Below are 24,403 nucleotides of genomic sequence, written 5' to 3' on the forward strand. Positions count from 1 at the left end.
GCTTTGCCAACCTCTTTGAGGCGTTCACTCGACTCAGCGCGGGCATCAGCCCCACGCAACAACCCCACAGCAGGAGATGCCACGGTGGCCACATCCAAGGCCAACGTGCCAATGCCCTTCCACGTGGAGGAGAAGGTATCCCAGTCAAAGGGATTCACCAAAGCCAGGGTGCCGGTGACGGCTCCCTTGACGGACTCCCATAGCCCGGAACCGAAATCCTTGATCCCGTCCCAGGCGTCGCGGTACCAGGGCTTGTCCCACTCCACGTTGGTGGCCCAGGGGGTTTGCCCTGCAGCGGTGGCTGAGTTGAGCATGTCCTTGGACATGCCGTTGTACTCAACGCCCGCAGGGGCAGGTGCGCCGTCGTCGGGCATGGTGCGGTACTGGACCCCACCAAAGATCGCGTTGATCTTGTTTGCGCAGGTATTCACCGCTTCATCGTGAGCGGCTTTCAGTGCGTTGATTCGATCGATCAGCCCATTGCGCTCATTGATCTTGTTCTCATCCTTCTCCCAGTCGTCGTCACCTGAGATGGAGGACTCAAAGTCACCCACGGCACCTTTAATGGTGCGCATCTGATCCTTGAGGTCACGCTCCGTGTCTGCGTAACTCTTCAAGGCGTCGTAGACCACCTTGGCATTGTCCTTGACTGTTTCCCCATCGCGTTTGGTGGGGAGTAATGCCGCCAGGAGGGTGTCAGTTTCCGGAGCCGAGTAGGAGTACTCCAAGCCACGCCAGGTGCTTTCAATGTCACCTGCTTTGTCTTCAACATCCCGTCCGGCGTCACGGATCTTCTCCGCGCCGTCTTCAACCGCGTCTGCATCAGCCAGGGTGGGGAACTGGCTGAGATCGATTCCGGAAGTAGTCATCTAACTGGATCCCTTGGGTGTATTAACCGTGCCGGCTGGGTTTGGGCTCAGACAGCCTGTTGGCCGGTGGGGCCGCCGTGGCGGAACTCGGTGGGCGCGTTCTCGGCTACACCCAGGGCCTTGACGCTTTCATCCATCATGGCCAGGTTGCCCTCGGAGTAGTAGGTCAGCGCCTCGTTGGTCTTGGTCAGGGCGGTGCCTGTGAGGTTCAGGATTGCTTCAAGGGACGGCCCAAATTCCTCCGCACCGTAGTTTGTGAGGGCAGTGGCGATTTCTTCTGACTGGCAGCCTTCGGCTGCGCGTTGCAGGCCACTGGTCATGTTGTCAGCCAAATCCTGGTAGTCCGCACTGCGGGTCTCGACATCCCTAAGAACGGTGCCGGCGTTGGCCAGGTTGATGTCGTACTGCATGACTTAAGAGCTCCTGAAGCTTGAGGCAAGGTGAGCATGGTGCGGGCGTCGTCGCCCAGGGTCACCCAAGACCATTGGCGACGACGCCGCGAAAGGTTCCAGTACGGATTAGCCGATATTGGCGATGGCGGTGCGGGTCTTGCCTTGTGTGGTGGTGGCGGTCTGGTCGTTTTCTCCCAGGGTGGTCTTCACCAGGTTGATGATGTTACGAACTTCATCTGAGGCGTTCTTCCACCGCAGTTCCACGTGCTGGTACTCGTCTGAGGCCCCGTCCATCTGGAAGTCAGACAGTGCAGTGGAGACCTGACGGTCACGTTCACCGAGCAGACCCTCCAAACGGCCAATGATGCCGCCGATGTCGGACTGGACCTGCGATGAAGTGTCAGTGTCAAAAGAGATGCGGTCATTTGCAGCCATGGGGTGGCTCCTTGATCTTCAGTGGGGCAACAGCCCCAGGGTGATGTGGTCCGAATGTGGGTGGATCAGCGGGCGGCAAATCGGGCGGCGTCAAAGTTGGCGCTACCCTCCGCACGGGTGGCGTTGTCCGAGGTCTCCTGGTCGCCTGTTTGGGTGGCCAGATCCATCTCACTTTGCCCCACGTTCACGGCAGCCAGCGCGGAGTTGAGGTCATTGCTGATCTCATCCACGCGGCCCTTGAAGGTGTCAAAGGCGGCACGTCCCGCACCATTGAACTTACCTTCCAAGGGAGTGACGGCGTCCACCAGTTGGCGGATCAGCGTGGTCAGCTCGTCTTGTGATCCACCGGTCTGCTGGGTCAAAGTGCCCAGAGTGGTGTTGCCCATATCAAACTTCACGAGTGTGCTCCTAGAAACGGTTTCCGCCTTGGTCGTGACCCGGGCCGTTGAGCGAGCACCCGGCGGAGGCTGGGGTGCCTGAGCAGGAGTTGAATATCAGCCCAGCAACTCCCGCAACGCTCATGAGGCCACACGGTAATCACTTTTCGTGTGTTTGACCATCTGGCACCATGTGGCTCAACCTACTGAGTAGTAGCTAGTCAGCGCGCGGTTGCTCGAAAACTCGGGTATGTTTGCACCGTTGCGCGTTCGGGCTGAAGACGTAACACCGTGAAACATGATGCAGTTGCATCTATGGGTTGACCGCAATTGGGAGAGGTTACTGTGGAGTATTTCTGTGCATGATTATGACCAGCAACTCCTGGAATCCATAGGAGTTCGCCGCAACCGACTGGTGGCCGCTGTGCTGTACGGGCCCAATCGTTCGCGCAGGAATTTCACGGACCTGGTCCGTACCTTTCTGATCGGTTTGATTATTGCTGCGTTGATTGCCACGGGATGCGTGGCGGCATCCTTTGTAACCACCTTGTTCGAACGTGAACGTGAGCGCCGCGATCAACAGCAGCAACCGCAACCAACTGTGACCCAGACCGTCCCAGTCCAGACCCAGGCATTCCCGGAGGTGAATCAGGTTCCGTGGCCGAACTCTTTACACGTGTGACCTTGGCTAGCCAGAAGCGTAACGTAGAGCTTTTGCTGCCCTCCAATACCCCCGTTGGTGCCCTGATGCCCTCGGTTCTGGACTTGCTCAAACAAGGACCGGATCCGGAGCTGCGGCGTATGGGGCTCAGCCCCTTGGGTGAGGCTGCGCTTGATGAACAGCGTTCGCTCGCGGAGTCGAATGTGGTGGATGGTTCCGTTCTTCTGCTGACCGCGCGTGAAGATTCCGTGCCCTCGCCCGTGGTCTATGACATTGCGGATCATGCTGCTCTGATGCGTACCCGCGATCCTGGTCGCTGGAGCAGGGACGGGCGCCTCTGGGTGGGAGGTTCGGCGTTGGTGGGGCTGGCCACGGCAGCATTTTGGTTGCTCACTCGCCAACTGTCAGCTGAGTTCATCTTCTGGCTCACGGTGGCTGTGGCTTCGGCCCTTTTGCTGGTTGCTGCTGCAATCCGGCGGCAGGTATTTCAGGTCACGCCCGCGCTATCAGCACTGGCTGTGACCATCACTGCGCTGGTTGCCTTGCCCGGTGGAGGCCTGGACCTCCCTGAAATCGGCTTGCTCACCGGTGTGGGTGTGGGAGCCGTGGTGAGTCAGCATCTCTCAGGGCGGGACATGAAGGCTGCCGCGACCAGCCTGATCGTGTCTGTTGCACTTGCCGGGTGCTGGGCGTTGACGTTGCTGGTTACTGAGACTCTGGTTCAAGCAGCGGCCGTGACCGGGACCATGACTGTGGCATTGCTAGGTTATCTGCCGCGTCTAGCGCTTGGATGGGCCGGGCTCAACGCATTGGATGACTCCCGTGCCGCGGGTCGAGTGATCGCCACAAGTGACGTCCAGCAGAGGTTGGAGCAAGCTCATCGTGGGATGGCCAGCGCCACCCTGTGGTGCGGCATCAGTGTGGCTGTGGCAGCGTTCTTGATCTTGTGGCAGCAACCCTTGGACCCTTGGGGCCTTCCGTTGATCATCGTGTGGTTGGTGGCCGTGGCGCTCAGAGCGCGGGCCTTCCCCCTGACATCACAGCGCACGTCATTGGTGGCTGCCGCCATGGTGGGGGCGGTGGTCATTGCACTGGACCTTGTGGGGCACTTCCCCCAGTTCTACTGGTGGTTGGGGCTGCTGCTTCTGGCGGCCTCCCTTCTGGCAGCCGCACCCCTGGTCCTCACCACGCCTGACTACTTCTGGGCCCGTTTGCGCATTGTGGCCGACCGCACCGAGACCATGGCAACTTTGGCAATGTTCCCCCTGGTGGTCGGGTTGTTCGGCGTCTATTCAACTCTCTTGACCACTTTCCAATCATGAACCAGAACGCTTCAGAACAACGTCCCCACCGTGCAGATCCCACGCCTGAGACCAATCCCAGTTTTGGGGATTGGCATGCTGAGGTGGTTCACGCGCTGCTGAACCCCTCAGGGTCCTCATCCGATCAACCACAAGATCCCCATGGCACGCCTGAGCCGGATTCCGACGACGGTGTGGTCTCCTTATCGGCAAAGTCCCCCGCGGCGGCGCAGGGAGATCCTGCGGACGGTGCACCGCCCGGTAAACAGGTGGAAAGCGATGCTGGGACTGAACTGGCCGTAGCACCTGTGGAGCCAAGAAACCGGCGTGAACGGCGCCAGGCAGAGAAGCTTCAAGTGGCAACCACGCGGCGCGAAGAAAACCTGGTTGCCCTGCGAACACAGCTGAAATTGCCAAGTGCTCGTCGAGGACGGCGCGTCAGCCGCCGATGGGTCGGAGCGTTCTCGCGCGGGGTCACATCTGATACCTACCCCGGGGATTTGGAGCGAGCCACACGGGGGGTCCAGCAGCCCGTCACAACTGGACGGCGGATCGTCGTCGTTAGCACCCAAGGGGGCTCGGGACGCAGCACCACCGTAGCTGCACTGGCCGCCATCTACGGGGCACTGCGTCATGACCGGGTATGTGCCGTGGACCTGACATCGGCACCATCCCCGTTGGGTGACCGACTGTCCGTGGACACAAATGTGTCCCCACAACAGGTGATCGGGTCCATGGTGTTGAACCATCCCTCCACTCCTGCGGAAATGGCCCAGGTTTTCGCCCAGCCCCGACCGGGTGTCTGGGTGACTCATGCCGAGTCCCAAGAAGAACCTCTCAGCGAGTTGGAGGTTGAAGAGCTACTCACCCAAGTCTCACGTCAGTGCGGTGTGACCGTGGTGGAGTGCCCACCGGTGTTGGAAGACCCCCGAACCCAAATCGCCCTGAATCTAGCTCATGCCGTTCTGGTGGTGGGGTCGGCCACAGGACATGGGCTGCGCAATGCCTTGACCTTGCATGATTTCCTGGCCGAAGACTCTGACAGAGAACACCTGCCGCTTGCCACCGTGATCAACGATCACATCAGCGACAACCCATGGAGCGCTCGCGATCTGCGCCGAACGTTGGAGCACAACGGACGCCTTCATCACAACATGTCCTACGACCGTCACTTGTCCACGAGTGGGGATGTGGAGATTGACCATTTGGATGAACGTCATCGGTTGGAATGGGTGCGACTGGCCGCTACCGCACTGACCTTGGCCCGTGGATACGGGGTCACACCATGAGCACCACCATCATCCACAGGCCCGCCCGTACCACTACGCCGGCACGTCAAGCGGAACCGGTGGTCTTGGAAGGTGCCCCAGACATCGTGGATGGCGGCAACAAGGCGAATTTCATGGCCCTGGTGCCCCTGTTGGGTGCAGCTACGTCCATGACCGTCATGATGATCTTCCGCGGCTCCTCCTTGGCAGCAGTCGGAGCCATGATGATGGTCCTGACCGTGATTGCGTCCGTGTTCATGATCTTCTCCCAACGTGGCAAGGCGCGGCGTCAGCGAACGCTTTCCAGGGATACCTATTTGGAGTACTTGGAAGAAAAGCGTGCGCAACTCTTGAGTTCAGAGGCAGAGATTCGTGCCCGCGCTCTGGGTGGTAATCCCTCACCCCATGCTTTGTTGAATATTGTGCTCAACCCCAGCAGGCTGTGGGAGCGACGACGCTCGCATGAAGACTTCTTGCGGGTTCGCGTGGGGGTGGGGGATGTGTCCACACGGTCGGTCACGGTGCAGTCCGACGAAAGCGGAACGCAGCGGCCGGACCGATTCCTGCAGAACGAGGTTGAACTGGTCCGGCGTCGGTATCAGAAGTCGCCTGACATGCCGGTCACGGTGGACCTGAATGGACGCGGTGAGGTCAGTGTTGTGGGAGACCTGGGCTTCTGTGAGGACCTGGCACGAGCACTGGTGATCCAAGCCGCAGCGTTCCATGCACCTGAAGATTTATTCGTGGCTGCGGTGGTGCCTCCCGAACGCCGCGGGCACTGGTCCTGGATCAATCACCTCCCGCACTTGGCCGACCAGGAGATTCCGCAGAGCTATGGGCCCATGAGAAGGGTCGCGGGCTCCGTACCGGAGCTCAATGACTTATTGCAGGCAGAGTTCCGCCGCCGTGCTCTGGCCGTGGCCGAGGCGCGCCGAAGCTCAGGCACGCGGACGCAGGTGATGGAGCTGCCACGCCTGCTGATTGTGGATGCCAGCCACGATGGCGCAGCCATGGACTTTGCCATCCCTGACCAATCCAGTTCACTTGCGGCCCTTGAAATCACCGTGATTCGGCTACTTCGCGCCACAGTCGATGAACCAGATGTGGTCTCCATGCGGCTGTCGCAAGGTGGGGAGGACAGGGAAGACCGCGAGCTGGTGATCGAGGACTACGCGCAAGACCAGTTGGACCCGCAGCGCAGTACGTCCACGCTCGATGATGTCCCTGCAGCCACGGTGGAGGCACTGGTCCGAGCGATGGCGCCCTTGCGGTTGTCACCGGATTCGTTGGAGCACAATGATGCTGTTGATGCCCAGAAATTCACGGAGATCATTGGGCTGAACACTTTTGATCGAGCAGACATCGAATCAGCGTGGCAACCGCGCTCGCACGTCGATTTCCTGCGTGTTCCTCTGGGTACCGATGACAAGGGGCAACCTGTCTTGCTGGACCTGAAGGAATCTGCTCAATTCGGTATGGGACCGCACGGGCTGTGCGTGGGTGCCACCGGATCAGGCAAGTCTGAACTCCTGCGAACCATGGTTTTGTCTCTGATGGTCACTCACCCACCGGAACAGCTGAACATGGTGCTGGTGGACTACAAAGGCGGGGCAACCTTTGCGCCCTTCGAAGGTGCGCCGCACGTCTCCGGCATCATCACCAATCTCTCCGACGACGTTTCCTTGGTGGATCGTGTGCACGCCAGTCTGGCCGGTGAGATCCAAAGACGTCAGGAAGTGTTGAAGCAAGCCGGCAACATTGCCAACATCACCGACTATCAGGCGATTCGGGATGAGCGCTCCGAGCAGGGGATGCAGATGGACCCTTTGCCACACCTGCTCGTGATCATTGACGAGTTTGGTGAGTTGCTCACAGCTCAGCCCAACTTCATTGATCTGTTTCTGTCCATTGGCCGCATTGGGCGCTCAATCGGCGTGCACCTGCTTCTGTCCAGCCAGCGCATTGAGGGAGGGAAACTCCGCGGACTGGATACCTATCTCTCCTACCGCCTGGGATTGCGGACACTCTCCGAGGCTGAGTCTCGAACCGTCTTGGAGACCCCCGATGCCTACCATCTGCCCTCGGTCCCGGGGTACGGCTATCTCAAAGTCGACACCACGGTGTATCAGAAGTTCCGGGCCGGCTACGTCTCCGGTCCTCGGCCCAACGACGACGACGCTGCCGATGGTGATGTGGAACCCGCGCTGCCCCAACCGGTTCGGACTCCTATGTACGGCCAACTCCACTTGCCCAGTACTGGAGCCAAGGAGGTCGAGGGACGCGACGGTGCAGAGAGCAAAGCAGCTCAACTCGCTGAGCGTCGGAAGAGTGGTCCAACTGTCATGGACTCAATGGTTGAGGTTATGCGTGAATTCCCCCGAGTCACATCAGAAATCTGGTTGCCGCCGCTGCCTGATCATCTTCCACTGGACTCGGTGATCGGCGATCTCACGCACACCAACCAAGGCTTGGCTGTTGCTCGTGGTGGGGACCTGCTGGTGCCCCTTGGGCTGTTGGATGATCCGTCCAAACAATGGCAAGGCACCTGGTATTTGGACCTCAAACGTGCTGGCGGCAACGTGGCCTTGATCGGCGCACCCCAAACCGGCAAGTCCACGGCGTTGCGAACCATTGCCACCTCTCTGGCCTTGACGCACAGCCCGCGCGATGTGGCCATCTACGGTATTGATCTATTGGGTAGTGGGTTGCGTCCTTTGGAGGCGTTGCCGCACGTGGGTGGCATTGGCGTGCGTGCCTCCCGCGAGATCATCCGCCGCACGGTGGAGGAAATCCTGGACATGGTCAGGGATCGGGAATCCATCTTTGAGAAGTACGCGGTGGACTCCCTCAGTACCATGCGGCAGTGGTTTGCTGAGGGCAAGATGCCCGAGTTGAACACCTGCGACGTCGTCTTGCTCTTGGATGGCTACGGTCAGATCACCGACGAATTCGGTGAAATCGAGTCCATGGTGCAAGAAATTGTGGCACGGGGTGGTAGTTACGGCGTGCATGTGATCACCACTGGCACACGATGGAATGACATTCGTATTGCCCAGCAGTCTTTCTTTGGTCATCGTTTGGAATTCCGACTGGGCGAACCTGCAGAATCCGCTTTCGGCAAGAAGCTCGCTGACACGGTCCCCACCGAACGTCCAGGACGTGCGCTCATGAACGACAAGCTGATGGGTCACTTTGCCTTGCCCCGGATGGATTCACAAGCCACCACAGAGTATTTGGGGGACCAACTGTGGGCCATCGGTCAACAGCTGGAAGAGCAACACCAGGGAGAAACTGCGCCTCGAATTCGAGTTCTGCCCACCGAACTTCCCGTCAGCGATCTTGAGAGAAGTGGCCGATCCGGGATGATTTCTTTTGGGCAAGTGGAACGCAACCTTGCCACCAGAACACTCGAACTCTTTGGACGGGACCGGCATCTGCTGGTGTTGGGCGACACTGGTTCCGGCAAAACAAACATCATCCGTATGATGGCGCAGCAATTGTGTGACGGACAGACGGGCGATGACGTGACTATCGCCTTGGTGGATCCACGGCAAGAACTTGCGGACGCGGTTCCGCCGGAGATGCTGGGTGGACGTGCCACCAGTTCGCAGATGGCTGCCGGGTTGGCCAATGGCATAGCCGAAGAGTTGCAGAAGCGCATGCCCAATGATCCCGCCAGTAAGGGACCTGCTGAGGTTCCGCGTCCACGGATCGTGATGATGATCGACGACTATGACGTCCTGACTGCCGGCGGTAGCTCTCCTCTGACGCCTTTGCTCCCATACGTGACCATGGGTTCAGAGATTGGTTTCCACGTGGTGATGACGCGCCGTGTGGCCGGGGCAGCACGGGCCATGTATGAGCCTTTGACCGGTGCTATCCGGGAAGCAGGCGCTGCAACGTTCATCATGGATGGGGAACGTTCGGAAGGTGGCCTGGTCAACAACGTTCGTGCCCGGCACTTCCCGCCCGGCCGTGGTCTGTATGTGCGTGGCGGCCGGTCAGCGGAGACGATTCAGTCAGCTTTGGCGGAGGCAACCAGTCCTGACGGATATGCCCCGGATGCGAGCACTGAGGAGAGGGACACGTGAGTCGAACATTCACCATCATCACCACACAGGAGCCAGACCCCGTGGCCATGGCGTGGGCGATTGCAGAGATCAGCCCAGATTATTGGGTCACTGTGGATGAGTGCGCTCAGGTCTGGCGAGTGGATTCACCTGATCAGGACATGCCCATCATGGTGATTGAAACGCCCCTGTTCGTGCAGGCTCGGGACGAAGCATTGCGGTTGTTCGGTACACACGGAGGTCTGGATGCGACGGCTGCGCAAGAGGCCATGGCTGGGGCCCTGCGCCAAGTGCAATCTGAGGAGCCTGCGGAGAGTGAAATGCCAGAGACAGGGCCTCAGCCTCCGATAGCTTCCACGTACTGGCAGGACGTTCACGCCGTGAGTCCGGTCCCAGAGGCGGAGTCAGCTGCAGCCACCTTTGCCAAGTTGATGGCGCACCTTGGCGTGGGCACCTGCATTCAACATGGCCCGGAGTTCAGACACCTTGGTGAAGAACAGGAGAAGCTGAGAAAGGAGTGGCAGGCATGAGTGTTTTGGGGTGTGAAATCACCACCTCCACGGTAGGAGTAATGCTCAATGATGCCGCGATCGTTCACCACGGAACCTGGATCGCGCGCGCCATGAGCGAGTGTGGCAAGTCCCGGTTGCGTTTTGTGTTGGTCACGCCTCCCACCACGCGCTTGACGTTGGGCTTGGCGCGCATGCTTGAACTCACCGGAGGGCTGTGGGTGATCTCCGGGCCGGATGGTTTGCCCTACAACGGGTTCAACGGTGCCATGGTGCAATGGGATGGTGAGGCGTACCGCGAAGCCCAGGAAATCTCCGTGGCCTTCCAAGAGGGGATCAGGCCCAGTGCAGGCGGTGTGGTCATTGCTGCGGAAACTCTCTATCCAGCAAGGCGCAGCACAGTGGTGGGCACGTTGACTGAAACAGCTGCTCACGTACTGACGGGAGAGGCTCCGCAGGCATGGGGTGTCCAGGAACCGGTGTCCCAACCCTGGTCACCGGAAGAGATCACACGGCGTTACCGCCACGATGGCTCACCCATCAATGTGATGCACGCAGCCTCCACAGCGGGCTCAAACCACCTTGCGGCAGTCGCGCAGATTGAGCGCCCCAAGCGCGGAGTGGTTGAGCGGGTCACCGCGGGTTTCAGAACAGCTGAACCCTGGGGCTCAGAGGAACGCTTGGCTTTTGCGCATCAGATGCATGAACATGGTGTGCGGTGGGCAGTAGGTCAACACGTCCTCGGCTTTGATCCCGCTTATCGCATTGCTCACTACGCGGGAGTTCCGGTGCCAAGCGTTGCTGTGTTTGGTCCAGAAGCCTTGTCCCACCGCGGGGCACACGAGGCTCTGGATTTTGCCCAGCGACTCGCAGGTGAGGAATCCATGGATCAGGTTGAGCTGATCGGTTCACCTGGGCGCAGTTCGCTGATCATCCAGTTCGACAACCAGCCATCGTCTGGGCGTGAGCACCCCGTACTCGAATACAACCGGGTGACCGACTTTCTTGCGCATTCTCAAACTCGCCGTGACTCACCGGACTGATGCGGTTGCGCTCACCAGGTCACAAAGACACGGCTGAACCTTTTCATGCAGTGAGCGGACGGCTCACGCACAGGCTGGACACAGGCCCGGGGGGATACTGGATGCAGTCCACAGATGTGATCATCAAGGAGTTCGTTGCATGAGCGACGCCCACCAGCCGAACGGTGGCAATCAACAGCCGTACGGTTCCCAGCATTACGACCCCAACCTCAATCAGCCGGGGCAGTACGGCCAGCCCAGCTATGGTCATCAGGCACCCCAGATGGTCAATGAGAACCCCTATGCATACGCGCCAACGGCACCGAGCACGCAGGAAAACTCCTCTGACACCACCTCCCACACCGGGGTGGGGCGCAAGACTCTGATCGGCGGCATGCTCGTGGCAGCTCTGGTGGGGGCCGGTACTTACGGGTTGGTGGACATGGCCACGGGCTCGGACAACGTGCTGACTAGCTCCACGCAGGGCGCCAGCACCGAGTTGATTGTCAACAACGAGAACTCGGTTAACGCCGTGACCGGGGCTGCCGCCAAGGCTTCGCCGTCAGTGGTGACCATTTCTTCTGTGTCCGGCAATCAGTCAGGTTCTGGGTCCGGGATCATCCTGGATGAGGAGGGTCACATCCTGACCAACACTCACGTGGTGACCCTGGATGGGCAAACCAATGATCCCACCCTGGAAGTTCAGCTTTCGGACGGGACGGTCACGTCCGCCACGGTGGTGGGGACTGATCCGCTGTCTGATTTGGCGGTTATCAAGATTGAGGCCAACAACCTGGTGCCTGCCGAGCTGGGGGATTCTTCCAAGCTCAACGTGGGAGACACCACCATTGCCATTGGGGCACCATTGGGCCTGTCCGGGACCGTCACGGACGGCATTGTCTCCACCACGGATCGGACCATCACGGTGGCGTCTTCTGCCGTGCCGGACACTCCCACTGAGGGCAACACCCAGGACCAGGGCAGCGGCAGTGGCGGCTGGAGTGACTTCTTCTTCGACTACGGGCAGGGATCTTCCCAGGGCCAAACCGAATCGGTGTTCCTGAACGTGTTGCAGACCGATGCCGCCATCAACCCGGGTAACTCGGGAGGTCCTCTGGTCAACACGGACGGTCAGGTGGTGGGCATCAACGTGGCCATCGCCTCCGCAAGTTCCTCCGGTTCCGGTGAGACCGGTGCGGGCAACATTGGCGTGGGATTCGCCATCCCCATCAATCATGCCAAGCGGGTGGCTGAGGAGATCATTGATTCCGGTGAGGCCACTCACGGATACCTGGGTGCCACGGTGTCAGCGTCTGCTGCCAATGATGGGCAGAGTCAGTCCTTCTCCGAGGGCGCGGAAGTCCAGTCCGTGGAAAGCGGTTCCCCTGCCAGTGATGCAGGTTTGCGCCAGGGCGACGTCGTTCTGAGTTTCAACGGGCACCGGATCCAGGATGCCAGCGAACTCACCGCCGCGGTTCGTGAGCTGCCTGCTGAAGGTGAGGGTGAGCTGGTCTTCATACGTGGCGGCAATCAGCAGACCGTCAATGTCACGGTGGGCAACGCCAAGGACGCCGCCAACTGACCACTCAACTTTCCGGAACGTTTACTGCCGCCCCCGCAAAATCCAGCTGCCGCCAGGCTTCATACACTGCAATGGAGGCGGCGTTGGCTAAGTTCAAGGAGCGTCGGGCCGCAAGCATGGGGATCCGCACTTCCGCTGTGACATGCGGGTCCATCTTGTGCGCCTCGGATAGACCAGCGGATTCCTTGCCGAACATCAGGACGTCGTCATCGCGCCAGTCGATTGCCGTGTGCGCTGTGGAGGCCGTGGTGGTGAAGGCGAAAACCCGGTTGGGCGCCAGAGCCTCCCACGCTGCCTCCAGGGTGGGGTGCACGGTGAGCACGGCAAGGTCGTGATAATCCAGGCCGGCGCGGCGCAGGTGAGCATCCTGGAAGTTGAAACCAATGGGCTCCACAACGTGCAGCTCGGCCCCCGTGACGGCCGCCAAGCGGATGGCGTTGCCGGTGTTTCCGGGGATTTCGGGCTCAACAAAGAGGATGCGCAACATGCCCACGATCTTAGGGCCCGTTGCCTGCCAGCCGCGCAGAGCGTCTTGTCAGTCGCTCAGAATGTCGTGCTGCAGGAACAGCACGGAGTCATCATGCAGGACCTGACGTAGTTCGGTGCGGCGTGCCGGCGCGTGCCGCCCGGCCAGGATCCGTCCAGCATCCCCGCCTGCCACAGCTGCTGCCACGGTCAGGTTCAGTTGCGCGATCCGCCCGGCTGTGTACCACAGGGTCAGCACTCCGGGGCCGCCTTCGCACTGAATCCGCCGGTGACCGCGCTCAGCAAAGGCCCGGTGTGCGCGCACCGGATCCACGTGGGGACCCTCACCCACGACGACGACCTCCGCCACCTCTTGCAGTGCCTCCACCTTGTGGCGCGGGGCAGTACTGCCCGTGAGAATCAACGCCGGAATGGAGGTGTCTGCCAGAAAGGGTGCTGCGGGGTCTAGGTCCAAGGACCCGGAGACCACCGCCAGCACTGGGTGATCGGACAGCCCGTGTTGTCTGCGCCAAGCCATGGAATCCTGGCTGACCTTCAGTGCGCCATATCCTTCGGCCTTCAATGTTGCCGAGCCCACAACCACCACATCTGCCACGCTGCGGCACACATCCATGAGCATCTGATCCACCGGGGAAGACAGACCGCCGGAGAGCCCGTCTAGGCTTGCGGAGCCATCCAAGGAGGTGACCATCATGGCGGCCGCCCCGAGATCAACATCCGGCCAGGTCACCCGATAGTGCTCACGCAAGTCATCGGGCGTGACCCAAGCAGGTTCCGGCCACAACCTCTGGACCCGGTCCAAGCTGTTGGCTCCGTGAGTGTTCAATGGCTCAGTCATTGCGCTCTGCCATGTTGTGCCGCAACTCAACCGGTGCTCGCAATCCCATGATGGTGGCTGTCATGTCCAACGCGCGGCGGGAGGCTGCGGCGTCGTGCATCCGGAACACCCGTGCCCCGGCAAGGGCGCAGACAACGGCGGCAGCCAATGATCCTTCACCCCGTTGATCGCGGCCAAGGCCCAGGGATTCGCCCACAAAGTCCTTGTTGGACACAGCTGCCAAGGTTGGATGTCCCAGGGCCGTGAGCTCACTCAGGCGTCGTGTGAGTTCCAGTGAGTGGACGGTGTTTTTGTTGAGGTCATGGCCGGGGTCCAGCAGAAGATGCTGCGGTGGGACACCGGCATCCACGGCGTACTCCACGCGGGCCCGGAGGAACTCGATCACCTGGGTCACAACGTCGTGATACTGCGGCCGTGGGACCACCGTGCGTGTGGTGGCGGTGGATGTGGTCAGCGAATGTGTGATGACCAGATGCGCATTGCGCTCGCGAACCACGGAGAGCATCTCCGGATCGGAGAGGCCGGTGGTGTCATTGACCACCGTGGCACCGGCAGCCAGGCAGGAATCGGCCACGGAGGCGTGGAAGGTGTCCACGGAGATGATGGTTTCCGGGTGTGTTTCATGCAGAGCTTCCACCACGGGCAGGACACGGTCCTGTTCCTCACGTGCGGGCAACGGATTGCCGGGGGAGAACGGCACCCCGCCGATGTCCACCCAGTCGGCACCCTCCCGAACAGCTTGTGAACCGGCTTCCACGGCGCGGTCCAGTGCGAAGGTGCGGCCCTGGTCAAAGAATGAATCAGGGGTTCGGTTCACCACGGCCATGACCAGCAGGTCCGTGCGGAAATCCACGGTTCGCCGGCCCATGGTGCGCACCGGATGCAGGAAATCCGGTTGGAACATGGTGGCCGGTGGTGTCTTCTGTGACGTCACCGGCTCAGGGTACCCGGGGAGGGCATGACAGGGCGGGCCGACCGAGTGCTTCAGTCCCCCTGCAGCAGCTGGCGAACCCGTGCACGGATGTCATCGCGGACCAATCGCATGCGTTCCAGGCCCTCGATCCCGCGCTCTGAGGGTTCATCCGTGTGCCAGATGGAGATCTGAGCCTTCATGCCTTCCACAGGGGCCACCACGGCTTCGGAGCCAAGTACGATCACGTGATCCACGGTGCGCAGCAGATCGGGATCAATGGCTTTGGTGTGCTCGCCAGCCATGCTGGCGCCCACTTCCTCGATCACCTGGCGGGAGAGGTGGTTGATGGCTGATCCCGGGCGGGTTCCGGCGGAGTGGATGCGGGAAGGGTCCTGAACCATGTGGCGGGCCAAGGCGGCTGCCATCTGGGACTTGCCACCGTTTTTGACACACACGAACAGGACGGACGGGTTGGTCATCGGAACTCCTCAGTGGTGGATCCAGGGTTGGGCGGACGCTCAAGACGCAGCACCAAAACGACTTCACGGCATGGCTTCTACACTGGAGATCATGCCAACCCCCATCCAATCCCAGTCAGCTCCGATTCTCAGCGGTGCACACCGCAACGGTCAGGTGTATCTGGATCACGCCGCAACACATCCCACACTGCCCGTGGCCATTGAGGCCATGGTGGCGCAGCTGGAACGCGGGGGAAATCCATCGGCCATCAACACCAGGGGGCGCTCCGCACGCAGAGTCTTGGAGGAGAGCCGGGACCGGATTGCTGCCGCGGTCAACGTGGACCCCGTGGAGGTGATTTTCACCTCCGGCGGCACGGAGGCGGACAACCTGGCGGTCAAGGGGCTCTACCACCAGCGCCACGGGCAGGATTCGCGCAGGGTGCGCATCATTGTCTCCGCGGTGGAGCATCCGGCCGTGACAGAAACCGCGGAGTATCTGCACAGTGCTCACGGTGCCCACGTTGAATACCTCCCCGTGGACAGTCAGGGGTTCACCAGCCCGCAGAGCTTGCGGGAACTGTTGGAGGCAGACCCGGATACGGTGGCGCTGGTGGCCGTCATGTGGGCCAACAATGAAATCGGTACGGTGCAGCCCATTGCCGAGCTTGCTGCGGTCTGCAACGAATACGGCATTCCGTTGCACGTTGACGCGGTGCAAGCGTTGGGTGCCGTCCCGGTGGATGCGGGATTGCCAGGCATTGCAACTGTGGCTGTTTCCGGGCACAAGCTGGGGGCACCCGTGGGATCTGGGGCACTGGTGGTGGGCCGGTCCGTCACTCTCACCCCCACCATTCACGGCGGAGGCCAACAGCGCTCCATGCGGTCGGGGACGTTGGATGCAGCCGGTGCTGCGGCCTTTGCCGCCGCCGTAGAGGCCGTGACCTCCGATCTTCCGGGGGAGTCCGAACGCATTGCCACGTTGCGGGACACCTTGATTCGGGGAGTCCGCCAGGTTGTGCCGGAGGCCGTTCTGCGTGGTCCAGAAGATTTTGACCACGCGGGACGGCGGCTGCCCAACAACGCACACTTCACCTTCCCGGGTTGTGAGGGGGACTCGTTGCTGTTTCTTCTGGACGGGGCGGGCATTGCCACCTCCACAGGCTCGGCCTGCTCCGCCGGAGTTCCCCGCCCGTCCAAAGTCTTGCTGGCCTTGGGGTTGGATGAAGACACCGCGCGCGGTGCCCAGCGTTTCACCTTGGGCCACGGCTCCACGGAGCACGACGTCGACTCCCTCCTTGCCGTTCTGCCGGAGGTTTATCAGCGCGCCAAGAGCGCGGGAATGGCCGGACAGGTTTCATCGTTGAGCTAGGACGTGGCCGGTCCCGGTCCGTATTTGACCCTTTTTAGTTTCAGGAGATTTCCGTGCGAGTGCTCGCAGCCATGTCCGGAGGCGTTGACTCCGCAGTCGCCGCCGCCCGAGCCGTTGAGGCAGGTCACGATGTCACAGGCGTGCACCTGGCACTGAATCGCATGCCCGGGACCCTGCGCACAGGATCCCGTGGTTGCTGCACGGTGGAGGATTCAAACGACGCTTGGCGTGCTGCGGAGAAGTTGGGCATCCCCTATTACGTGTGGGACTTTTCCGAGCGGTTCAAAGAAGACGTGGTGGATGATTTTGTGGCCGAGTATGCGGCCGGGCGCACCCCCAACCCGTGTCTGCGCTGCAATGAAAAGATCAAGTTTGCCGCGCTGCTGGAAAAGGCCATGGCCCTGGGCTTTGATGCCGTGTGCACGGGCCATTACGCCAATGTGGTCACGGTGGACGGGCACCCCCAACTGCACCGCGCGGCGGAAGATGCCAAAGACCAGTCCTACGTGCTGGGGGTGCTCAACCACGAACAGCTCAACCACTGCATGTTCCCCCTGGGAGACACCCCGTCCAAGACCTTGATCCGTGAGGAAGCTGCGCGGCGTGGACTGTCCGTGGCCGCCAAACCTGATTCTCACGACATCTGCTTCATCCCTGACGGCGACACCCGCGGATGGCTGGCCGAGCGCATTGAGATGGAGTCGGGACGGATTGTGGACGCTGAGGGCAGCGACCTGGGCGAACACGACGGCGCCTTGGCCTACACCGTAGGGCAGCGCAAAGGACTGCGGATCGGGCGTCCCGCACCGGATGGCAAGCCGCGCTTTGTGCTGGAAATTCGCCCCAAGACCAATGAGGTGGTGGTTGGCGCACGCGAAGATCTGGCTGTGCGGACCATTCGCGGCATCCGCACCTCCTGGGCTGGGTTGCCCACCGAGGAGTTCAGCACGTTCCTGGCTGACCCGGCTGCTCGGGAGGTGGGGGCGACGTCGTCCCGGTTGCGGGTGGAGGTCCAGGTGCGCGCCCACGGTGATTCCCTACCCGCCACCGCCTGGCTGGAGACAGTGGCGGAGGAGGATGTGGCGGCGGAGACGAGCGACTCTGACCGGCAGCCCGGAGGGGAGACGGCCACCAGAACTGAATTGGTCATGATCCTGGACACCGCTCTGTCCGGGGTGGCCCCCGGGCAATCTGCAGTGATCTATCACGGCACACGGGTGCTCGGCCAAGCCACCATCAGTAGTGCGCGCGCGGAGATAGCTGCTGACTTAGGATCTTTGGCATGAGCGCATCCCAGGACCGCACCCAGGAGAACACCGAATCTGCGTTGGCGGAACTGCGATCCATCCGGGGCACCATTGACAATCTGGACGCGGTGCTGGTGGGTGTCCTGGCCGAACGGTTCAAGGCCACGCAGCGCGTGGGCGAGCTCAAAGCCGTGAATCAACTTCCGGCCGGTGACCCGGACCGTGAGCAATGGCAGATCACCCGTTTGCGGGAACTGGCAGCCCAGGCCCAGCTGGACCCGGAGTTCGCGGAGAAGATCCTGAACTTCATCATCAGTGAAGTCATCCAGCGTCACGAACGTATTGCAGAAGAACTGCGCACGGAACCGGATGCCTGAACACACGGCGTCCAGGGCGCAGAAGGCACCGGATCAGTCTCAGTCCCAAACCTGCTCCACCGTTTTGGCGCAGCTGCCCGGCACGGACATGATGGAGACCATCACCGTGCTGCGCGGCGAACTGGGTTCTCCGCATCGCGCGGTGCTGCCTATTCTGGCTGACCGTTCGGACACTGCGGGGACCGTCCCACGTTCGGTGGCGGTGCTGACCGATCTGTGGTGTGACCTGCAACCCCACGGCTGGCGCTTGACCCGGCATCAGGGAAAAGAGTCACGCGCCGCAGCCTCCCTGCTGACCAGCGACATCAATGCACTGGCCGATGTTGTGGGGGCGGAACAGGACGGTGATCGCGGCGCAGTCACCGTTGAAATCACCGGACCCATGAGTTTGGCGGCGCAGCTTTCCCTCCACAACGGGGAACGTGTGCTCCAGGATCACGGCGCCCGCAGAGACATTGCAGAGGCCATGGCCGATGGCGTGGTGCCCCTGATCCGGGGGCTGACGCACAGTGTGGGTGGCCGCCAGGTGGTGCTGCGCCTGGCTGAGCCGCTTGTGCACCGCGTTGCGTTCGGGCAGATTCCAACCGCCAGCGGGTACCGGACGTTGCGTGCGGTGGCTCGCCCTGAGATCAACCAAGCCCTACGGCTGGTGGCAGATGCTGCGCGCGCCGTGGGGGCCGCCGTGGAGCTGGTTTTACCCCGCGGGGAAGACCCCCGAGACTTTGGGCCGGAACTGGCAGACACGGTGTTCCGCAACCGTCCCGGTCCTGATCCCCGGGACTGGGAGCCGGTGGCAGCACTGGTGGAACGTGGGCAAGGCGCGGGGCTGCTGCTGCCAGAACTGGTTGACGGTCAGCGCAGTGAATCCGGGACGCCCCGGGAATCCCGCACGGGAGACCTTGCCCGCAGCATCATCCGCCCGTGGCAGGACCTGGGCTTGAGCACAGGACTGCTGGACCGTGTCACGGTGGCTCCGGGACGTGGATTGCAGCATTCCAGTCCGGACGGTGTGCGCCACGCCTTGAAAATCAGCACTGATCTGGCCCATGCTCTGCACCAAACGGCACTGGAGGCGTGAGAACATGCCTATCAGCTATGTGTTGATCCGAGATTGATGGCGAGGCAGTATCCATGAACGCACGCATCCTGGTGGTTGACGACGACGACGCCTTGGCAGAAATGATCGGCATCATCCTCAACGCGGAGAATTACCAGACCGTTTTCTGCGCGGACGGTGCCCAGGCCGTGCAGGCGTTCCACGATGCCCAACCAGACTTGGTGCTGCTGGATCTGATGCTGCCCGGCAAGGACGGCATCCAGATTTGCCGTGAAATCCGGGCCACCTCTGACACCTCCATTGTGATGCTCACAGCAAAGTCGGACACCGACGACGTCGTGCGCGGCTTGGAGGCCGGTGCCGATGACTACATCCCCAAGCCGTTCAAGCCAGCCGAGTTAATGGCTCGGGTCAAGGCCCGGCTGCGCCCCGGCTCCCGCGCCACCAGCAACGTCCTGGACGTGGGGGATGTCTCCATTGATATTTCCGGTCACCGGGTGACCCGCGGGCAGGAAGAAATTGCCCTGACCCCGCTGGAGTTCGAGCTGCTGGCAACTCTGGCCCGCGCTCCGGAGCAGGTGTTCTCCCGAGAAATGTTGCTGCGGGAAGTGTGGGGTTATCAGCACGCCGCGGACACCCGGTTGGTCAACGTTCACGTCCAGCGCCTGCGTTCCAAGGTGGAACTCGATCCGGAGAACCCTCACATTGTGGTCACAGTGCGCGGCGTGGGATACCGAGCCGGTCACCCTGAACGTCACTGAGGTGCGGTCTTGACACGATTGATGGTTCCCACCGAAACACAGGTATGACTGAACGCGCCGACGCCGAGCCCGCCACCAAGGGCCCCACTGTTGACGAGGGCGTGCTGGACACGGAGCACGCCCCCGCTCAATTGGCACGCGCCCGAGTGGCCACTGCGGCTCAGGCCGGAACGGAGGGGGCCACGCTGCGGCAGGTGAGGCCGGGGCGTCGTCGTCGGGGACCGGTGAAGATGCTGCGGTTCCGGGTGGGACTGCTGGTGCGCAGGTGGCGGCAGTCGCTGCAGTTCCGCGCCGTCACCATTGCCATGGTGGGGGCGTTGGTGATCTTTTTGGTCACCGGGGCGTTCTTGTCCCACCAAATTTCCGAACGGCTCTTCAATGACCGATTGGAGCAGGTGCTGACCCAGTCGGAGACCGATTTCACCCAAGTTCAAGCCAGTTTTGATGCTTCGGACGCCGCGGATCGGGACCAGCTGCAAACCATGGTGACGGCCACCTTGGATGCGCTGGATTCAGATGCCAGTACCAGTCAACGCAGATGGCTGCTGATTCCTCTGTCCTCTTCCACGGGCCAGAGCATGTTGCCGGCCCAAGCCGAGAGCGACTGGATGACCTCGGCCACGGTGCCGCAAGAACTGCAAAATCGCGTGGGAAATGACGGCAGCACCTACTGGCAGTCGTCATCTGTCCGCATGGACGACGGCGGTCAGCCCGTGCCCGTGGTGATTGTGGGACGTGTGGTGGAGCCGCAACCGGGCGCGCGCTACGGGCTGTATCTGGTCAATGACTTCTCCCAGCCACAGGAGACCCTTGAGGCCATCCACGCGGTGCTGATTCTCTCCACCCTGGTCCAGGCGCTGTTGGTCTCCGGGGTGGTGGGTTACGTGACCCGTGAAGTGGTCCGTCCGGTCTCCACCACGGCACGCGTTTCCGAGTCCCTGGCGGACGGCAATTTGGGTGTGCGCATGGAAGTGGAAGGCTCCCACGAGGTGGCCCGCTTGGGACGATCCTTCAACCGCATGGCAGACAACCTGCAACATCAGATCACCCGCCTGGAGCGCCTGTCCAGCATGCAGCAGACCTTTGTGTCGGATGTTTCCCACGAACTGCGCACACCATTGACCACGGTGCGCATGGCTGCCGAAGTGCTGCACAACGCGCGCGATGACTTTGACCCCGTCAACCGCCGCTCCGCCGAGCTGCTGTACAACCAGGTGGACCGCTTTGACACGTTGCTGGCGGACCTGTTGGAAATCTCTCGATTCGACGCCGGCGCGGCCCGGTTGGACATTTCCGGGACCAATGTCTTTGCCCTGATCAATGAAGTGCTGGAAGCCAGCGCACCGCTGGCGGCCAACTCCGGGTCCGTGGTGCGTGTGCACTCAGACCTGCAGCGCTGCATTGTCCAAGTAGATCAGCGCCGCATAGATCGAATCCTGCGCAACCTCCTGGTCAACGCGCTGGAACACGGAGAGGGCGGACCGATCGACGTGGTGGTCCGAGCCTCCGATGTTGCGGTGGGAATCGCGGTCCGCGACCACGGCATTGGCATGACCCACGAACAAACTCAGAAAGTCTTTGACCGGTTCTGGCGGGCGGACCCCGCCCGGGCGCGTACCACCGGTGGCACTGGTTTGGGCTTGTCCATTGCCGTGGAGGACACCCGCCTGCACGGTGGGCGCCTGGACGCGTGGGGTTCACCCGGGGAGGGTGCCTGCTTCCGCCTGACCCTGCCACTGCTGCGCTCGCGGCCCCTGACGGATGAGGACTTCAGTCCCGTTGACCTGCCGCCCCACGACGACGAACTTCCCTCCGTGGCCGTGGTGACCGACACCGGCACATTTGCCGCCGTGCCGCTGGATCGTGATTCCGTGATGGCACCCGTCACGGAAGCATTGACCGTGGTGAGGGCGGCCGAAGCTGCGGAGGCAACGGAGGTTGTGGACGAGGCGGAGAGTCTGGAAAAAGCGGAGGCTTTGGGCGAAGTGGAGGCTCTGGAAGAAGTGGAGGGCGCTGCGGATCTGGACACCGCCCACGACCCGGACGGGGTGCAGGAACCGGCCGTGCCGTCCCAGGTTGAAGAAGATCACGGAACCGGGGACCCCACCGAGCAGGCTTCTGCACCCACACCGTCTCTGGACGGAACGCAGGCTCCCGACGCCGCGCAGGGTCAGGTCAAGCGCCCCGATCCCAGCATTCTGGAAGTGGCTGGATTGGATGGACCGGCCGCACGTCATCCGATCTTGCGCACTGCCATTGGCGGTCAGTTCTTGACCAACACTGCCGTGAGCCAAGAGGGCGTGGAGGGCGCGTACCCCTCGGATGCGCACCAACCGCAGGCGACACAGGACTTTCACCTGCCTGCAGAGGACCGCGGCCTGGTGGAGCCCACGGATCAGGTGCTCGGTGACGAGTCCCAGCTCGGTGCGGCGGCCGCCGCATGGGAGCAGGCAGCTGCTGCACCGGAAGGCACGGTTGCTGCCCAGGACGAGGTTGATGATCTGGACGTGGTCTATGAGGACTTGTACCTGGATGACACCGGTGAGCTACCGGCCTTCCGGGACGGCATCCAAGACCAAAGCCCACCCGCTGCATCCGAGACCACACACCAGGAGGAGGACCGATCATGACCGGTCAACGGCACCTGCGTGGTAGTGAGGGTGGAACCGGTGCGCGTTGGGCCGGTGTGGTGCTGACCGGCGCGCTGGCTCTGACGGGGTGTGCCACCATCCCCAATTCCGGACCCGTGCATCAGGTGGAAGCTCCGTTGGCCACGCCCTCACAGCCAAGTGCAGGCCCCACCGTGGCCGGCCCAGAAGAGGACATGTCCCCGGAGGAGATCGTGCGGGGCTTCTTGGCTGCCGGTGCAGGCCAAGAGAACGATTACGCGGTGGCCCGTCAGTTCCTCACCAACGATCTGGCCTCCACCTGGCGCCCCTACGCCCGCACGGTGGTGTTTTCCGGTGCTGCGGGAATCCAACAGGGTCTTGAGGAAGACCAAGTCCGGGTCAGCGTGGATGCCAGAGCCATGATTGACAACAACGGCATCATGCAGCGTCAGGAGGCCGGTTCCAGCGAAGCCCTGGACGTGGAACTGACACAGGTGGATGGCCAATGGCGCATCTCCAACGTCCCCGATGGCGTGTTGATTCCGGCTTCCAATTTGGATGAGCTGTACCGAGCGCACAATGTCTATTTCTTGGCTGACGACGGCGAAACCATGATCCCGGACCCCCGATGGTTCCCCGACCGCCCGGGTGTTTCCACGTCTTTGGTGCGCTCTCTGCTCGGTGGACCTGCTCCGTATCTGGAAGGTGCAGTGACCTCGGCTTACCCCGGTGACACCGAGTTGGAGGGGGCCTCCGTTCCGGTGCAGGACGGCACGGCAACTGTGTCCTTGAACGTTCCGAACTACAGTGCGCTGGATGTGGCCACCAACCGGGAGATGTATTCGCAGCTCACCTTGACCCTCTTGGCTTTGGACAACGTGGACCGGGTGGATTTGCTGGCGGGGGGCGGGCAAGTTGATCTTGGCTCCAGCGACCAAGGTCTGCTCTCCATGGAACCGCGTGAAGTTCCGCCCCGCCAGATCGGCCTGGACGGTGATCAGCTGGTGTTCCAGCAGGGTGGGCAGAGCAGTCCCGTGGATGGGGTGGCGGATTCTCTGGTGGGGACAGACCCCAGCCATCCGGCCATGAACACGGAGACCAACCAGTTCGCGGCGCTGACCGGGGACGGATCGGCACTGGTGACTTTTTCTGCGGCGGCACCGGATCCGGTGGAGCGTTTCACCGGTAGCGGCTTGTCCGCGCCGTCCGTGGACAACGACGGTTGGGTGTTCTCCGGTGATGACACGGGGGAGGTCAGGGCCACTCGGATCGCGCAGCCAGATGCCGAGCCCGTGACGGTCAGCGCTGATTGGCTGGACGGCCGCGCCGTCGCCTCCCTGAAGATCTCCCGAGCCGGTACGCGTGCGCTCATGGTGGTCAACGACGGCGACTCCTCCCAGGTCTTGATCAGCGGTGTCCGCCGGGATGCTGATGGCACTCCACGGTCCCTCAACGAGCCCTATGTGATTGATTCCGGTCAGGGCGCGGCCATGATGGGGGATGCCCAGTGGATCAGCGAGAGCCAATTCGTGGCGGCTGCCGTGACCGATCGCAGTACCGCCCCGCGGCTCTATGACGTGTCCGGGCGCTACCGGGACTTGCCCTTCCTGGAGGGTGGGGTGAGCAACGTGGCCGGCGGCAATGGCGAGACTGAGATTTTTGTGGTGTCCGACGGTCAATTGAGGATGCTCACGGGCGAGTCCTGGTCCCTTCAAAGTGATTCCGTGGAATCCACGGCTTTTGCCGGCTGAGACCCTGCGTACTGGTGGTGGACCCGGTGTTTGGTCCTCCACCACCGC

The 24,403-nt window shown here is 61.9% G+C and carries 22 protein-coding genes; 14 read left to right on the top strand and 8 right to left on the bottom strand.

The genetic code is table 11. The features are described 5' to 3' along the window. From Q4G32_RS12505 to Q4G32_RS12520, 4 genes are all read right to left on the bottom strand, one after another. Positions 1 to 869, bottom strand: an 869-nt coding sequence (locus tag Q4G32_RS12505) for a hypothetical protein (RefSeq protein ID WP_303351851.1), incomplete at its 3' end; no start/stop codon positions are given. Between the two features lie 47 nt (positions 870 to 916). Then, a complete protein-coding gene (locus Q4G32_RS12510) occupies positions 917 to 1,279 on the bottom strand; it encodes a DUF6507 family protein (protein ID WP_303351852.1) in 363 nt (120 codons plus the stop codon). A gap of 108 nt (positions 1,280 to 1,387) precedes the next feature. Next, positions 1,388 to 1,696, bottom strand: coding sequence for a pore-forming ESAT-6 family protein (locus Q4G32_RS12515; RefSeq protein ID WP_303351853.1), 309 nt, complete (start codon positions 1,694 to 1,696; stop codon positions 1,388 to 1,390). A 65-nt stretch (positions 1,697 to 1,761) separates the two neighbouring features. Then, entirely contained in the window at positions 1,762 to 2,094 is a 333-nt protein-coding gene (locus Q4G32_RS12520; RefSeq protein ID WP_303351854.1) for a hypothetical protein, read from the bottom strand. A gap of 337 nt (positions 2,095 to 2,431) precedes the next feature. On the opposite strand from Q4G32_RS12520, the gene Q4G32_RS12525 reads away from it, so the two are divergent. The 7 genes from Q4G32_RS12525 to Q4G32_RS12555 all read left to right on the top strand — a co-directional run bounded on the left by Q4G32_RS12525 (position 2,432) and on the right by Q4G32_RS12555 (position 12,486). Beyond that, positions 2,432 to 2,755, top strand: a complete 324-nt coding sequence (locus Q4G32_RS12525) for a hypothetical protein (RefSeq protein ID WP_303351855.1) — start codon at positions 2,432 to 2,434, stop codon at positions 2,753 to 2,755. Between the two features lie 2 nt (positions 2,756 to 2,757). After that, positions 2,758 to 4,056, top strand: a complete 1,299-nt coding sequence (eccD, locus tag Q4G32_RS12530; RefSeq protein ID WP_303351856.1) for a type VII secretion integral membrane protein EccD — start codon at positions 2,758 to 2,760, stop codon at positions 4,054 to 4,056. After that, the gene (locus Q4G32_RS12535; RefSeq protein ID WP_303351857.1) at positions 4,053 to 5,324 is read left to right on the top strand and encodes a hypothetical protein; all 1,272 of its coding nucleotides are present in this window, start codon (positions 4,053 to 4,055) and stop codon (positions 5,322 to 5,324) included. The genes eccD and Q4G32_RS12535 overlap by 4 nt, the downstream gene beginning before the upstream one ends. Next, positions 5,321 to 9,394, top strand: a complete 4,074-nt coding sequence (eccCa, locus tag Q4G32_RS12540) for a type VII secretion protein EccCa (protein WP_303351858.1) — start codon at positions 5,321 to 5,323, stop codon at positions 9,392 to 9,394. Before Q4G32_RS12535 ends, eccCa begins: the two co-directional genes overlap by 4 nt. Then, the gene (locus Q4G32_RS12545; protein WP_303351860.1) at positions 9,391 to 9,903 is read left to right on the top strand and encodes a hypothetical protein; all 513 of its coding nucleotides are present in this window, start codon (positions 9,391 to 9,393) and stop codon (positions 9,901 to 9,903) included. Before eccCa ends, Q4G32_RS12545 begins: the two co-directional genes overlap by 4 nt. Continuing rightward, on the top strand, positions 9,900 to 10,925 hold the full coding sequence (locus Q4G32_RS12550) for a DUF6177 family protein (protein ID WP_303351862.1): 1,026 nt from the start codon (positions 9,900 to 9,902) through the stop codon (positions 10,923 to 10,925). The genes Q4G32_RS12545 and Q4G32_RS12550 overlap by 4 nt, the downstream gene beginning before the upstream one ends. Positions 10,926 to 11,064: 139 nt before the next feature. After that, a complete protein-coding gene (locus Q4G32_RS12555; RefSeq protein WP_303351863.1) occupies positions 11,065 to 12,486 on the top strand; it encodes a S1C family serine protease in 1,422 nt (473 codons plus the stop codon). A gap of 4 nt (positions 12,487 to 12,490) precedes the next feature. On the opposite strand, the gene Q4G32_RS12560 is transcribed toward Q4G32_RS12555, so the two are convergent. The 4 genes from Q4G32_RS12560 to Q4G32_RS12575 are packed head-to-tail and all read right to left on the bottom strand — an operon-like array spanning position 12,491 to position 15,202. Then, positions 12,491 to 12,973 carry a tRNA (cytidine(34)-2'-O)-methyltransferase gene (locus Q4G32_RS12560; RefSeq protein ID WP_303351864.1) on the bottom strand — a complete coding sequence of 161 codons (483 nt, stop codon included), beginning with the start codon at positions 12,971 to 12,973 and terminating at the stop codon, positions 12,491 to 12,493. A 48-nt stretch (positions 12,974 to 13,021) separates the two neighbouring features. Beyond that, on the bottom strand, positions 13,022 to 13,810 hold the full coding sequence (locus Q4G32_RS12565; RefSeq protein WP_303351865.1) for a dihydrofolate reductase family protein: 789 nt from the start codon (positions 13,808 to 13,810) through the stop codon (positions 13,022 to 13,024). Further along, on the bottom strand, positions 13,803 to 14,744 hold the full coding sequence (gene folP / locus Q4G32_RS12570; RefSeq protein ID WP_368660400.1) for a dihydropteroate synthase: 942 nt from the start codon (positions 14,742 to 14,744) through the stop codon (positions 13,803 to 13,805). The genes Q4G32_RS12565 and folP overlap by 8 nt, the downstream gene beginning before the upstream one ends. 50 nt (positions 14,745 to 14,794) lie before the next feature. Next, positions 14,795 to 15,202, bottom strand: a complete 408-nt coding sequence (locus Q4G32_RS12575; RefSeq protein ID WP_303351866.1) for an arsenate-mycothiol transferase ArsC — start codon at positions 15,200 to 15,202, stop codon at positions 14,795 to 14,797. Between the two features lie 91 nt (positions 15,203 to 15,293). Between Q4G32_RS12575 and Q4G32_RS12580 the strand changes: the two genes are divergently transcribed. The 7 genes from Q4G32_RS12580 to Q4G32_RS12610 are packed head-to-tail and all read left to right on the top strand — an operon-like array spanning position 15,294 to position 24,355. Beyond that, a complete protein-coding gene (locus tag Q4G32_RS12580; RefSeq protein ID WP_303351868.1) occupies positions 15,294 to 16,553 on the top strand; it encodes a cysteine desulfurase family protein in 1,260 nt (419 codons plus the stop codon). Between the two features lie 53 nt (positions 16,554 to 16,606). Beyond that, a complete protein-coding gene (gene mnmA, locus Q4G32_RS12585) occupies positions 16,607 to 17,839 on the top strand; it encodes a tRNA 2-thiouridine(34) synthase MnmA (RefSeq protein ID WP_303351870.1) in 1,233 nt (410 codons plus the stop codon). Next, positions 17,836 to 18,177: a chorismate mutase gene (locus Q4G32_RS12590; RefSeq protein WP_303351872.1), complete on the top strand. Its 342-nt coding sequence runs from the start codon at positions 17,836 to 17,838 to the stop codon at positions 18,175 to 18,177. Before mnmA ends, Q4G32_RS12590 begins: the two co-directional genes overlap by 4 nt. Then, positions 18,170 to 19,255 (top strand): hypothetical protein, encoded by a 1,086-nt coding sequence (locus Q4G32_RS12595; protein WP_303351873.1) that lies wholly within the window; start codon positions 18,170 to 18,172, stop codon positions 19,253 to 19,255. Before Q4G32_RS12590 ends, Q4G32_RS12595 begins: the two co-directional genes overlap by 8 nt. A gap of 53 nt (positions 19,256 to 19,308) precedes the next feature. Further along, the gene (gene mtrA, locus Q4G32_RS12600) at positions 19,309 to 19,995 is read left to right on the top strand and encodes an MtrAB system response regulator MtrA (RefSeq protein ID WP_303351875.1); all 687 of its coding nucleotides are present in this window, start codon (positions 19,309 to 19,311) and stop codon (positions 19,993 to 19,995) included. Positions 19,996 to 20,039: 44 nt separating this feature from the next. Beyond that, positions 20,040 to 22,625 (top strand): MtrAB system histidine kinase MtrB, encoded by a 2,586-nt coding sequence (mtrB, locus tag Q4G32_RS12605; protein ID WP_303351877.1) that lies wholly within the window; start codon positions 20,040 to 20,042, stop codon positions 22,623 to 22,625. Beyond that, positions 22,622 to 24,355 (top strand): LpqB family beta-propeller domain-containing protein, encoded by a 1,734-nt coding sequence (locus tag Q4G32_RS12610; protein WP_303351880.1) that lies wholly within the window; start codon positions 22,622 to 22,624, stop codon positions 24,353 to 24,355. Before mtrB ends, Q4G32_RS12610 begins: the two co-directional genes overlap by 4 nt. Positions 24,356 to 24,403 lie beyond the last annotated feature (48 nt).

Source organism: Kocuria sp. (assembly GCF_030538595.1).
Lineage (GTDB): Bacteria > Actinomycetota > Actinomycetes > Actinomycetales > Micrococcaceae > Kocuria.

Excerpts from the sequence above, each read along its gene's own strand:
- Q4G32_RS12510 (WP_303351852.1), bottom strand. The coding sequence starts at position 1,279 with ATGCAGTACGACATCAACCTGGCCAACGCCGGCACCGTTCTTAGGGAT.
- Q4G32_RS12515 (WP_303351853.1), bottom strand. The coding sequence starts at position 1,696 with ATGGCTGCAAATGACCGCATCTCTTTTGACACTGACACTTCATCGCAG.
- Q4G32_RS12535 (WP_303351857.1), top strand. The coding sequence starts at position 4,053 with ATGAACCAGAACGCTTCAGAACAACGTCCCCACCGTGCAGATCCCACG.
- eccCa (WP_303351858.1), top strand. The coding sequence starts at position 5,321 with ATGAGCACCACCATCATCCACAGGCCCGCCCGTACCACTACGCCGGCA.
- Q4G32_RS12550 (WP_303351862.1), top strand. The coding sequence starts at position 9,900 with ATGAGTGTTTTGGGGTGTGAAATCACCACCTCCACGGTAGGAGTAATG.
- Q4G32_RS12555 (WP_303351863.1), top strand. The coding sequence starts at position 11,065 with ATGAGCGACGCCCACCAGCCGAACGGTGGCAATCAACAGCCGTACGGT.
- Q4G32_RS12560 (WP_303351864.1), bottom strand. The coding sequence starts at position 12,973 with ATGTTGCGCATCCTCTTTGTTGAGCCCGAAATCCCCGGAAACACCGGC.
- Q4G32_RS12565 (WP_303351865.1), bottom strand. The coding sequence starts at position 13,810 with ATGACTGAGCCATTGAACACTCACGGAGCCAACAGCTTGGACCGGGTC.
- Q4G32_RS12575 (WP_303351866.1), bottom strand. The coding sequence starts at position 15,202 with ATGACCAACCCGTCCGTCCTGTTCGTGTGTGTCAAAAACGGTGGCAAG.
- Q4G32_RS12580 (WP_303351868.1), top strand. The coding sequence starts at position 15,294 with ATGCCAACCCCCATCCAATCCCAGTCAGCTCCGATTCTCAGCGGTGCA.
- Q4G32_RS12590 (WP_303351872.1), top strand. The coding sequence starts at position 17,836 with ATGAGCGCATCCCAGGACCGCACCCAGGAGAACACCGAATCTGCGTTG.
- Q4G32_RS12595 (WP_303351873.1), top strand. The coding sequence starts at position 18,170 with ATGCCTGAACACACGGCGTCCAGGGCGCAGAAGGCACCGGATCAGTCT.
- mtrA (WP_303351875.1), top strand. The coding sequence starts at position 19,309 with ATGAACGCACGCATCCTGGTGGTTGACGACGACGACGCCTTGGCAGAA.
- mtrB (WP_303351877.1), top strand. The coding sequence starts at position 20,040 with ATGACTGAACGCGCCGACGCCGAGCCCGCCACCAAGGGCCCCACTGTT.
- Q4G32_RS12610 (WP_303351880.1), top strand. The coding sequence starts at position 22,622 with ATGACCGGTCAACGGCACCTGCGTGGTAGTGAGGGTGGAACCGGTGCG.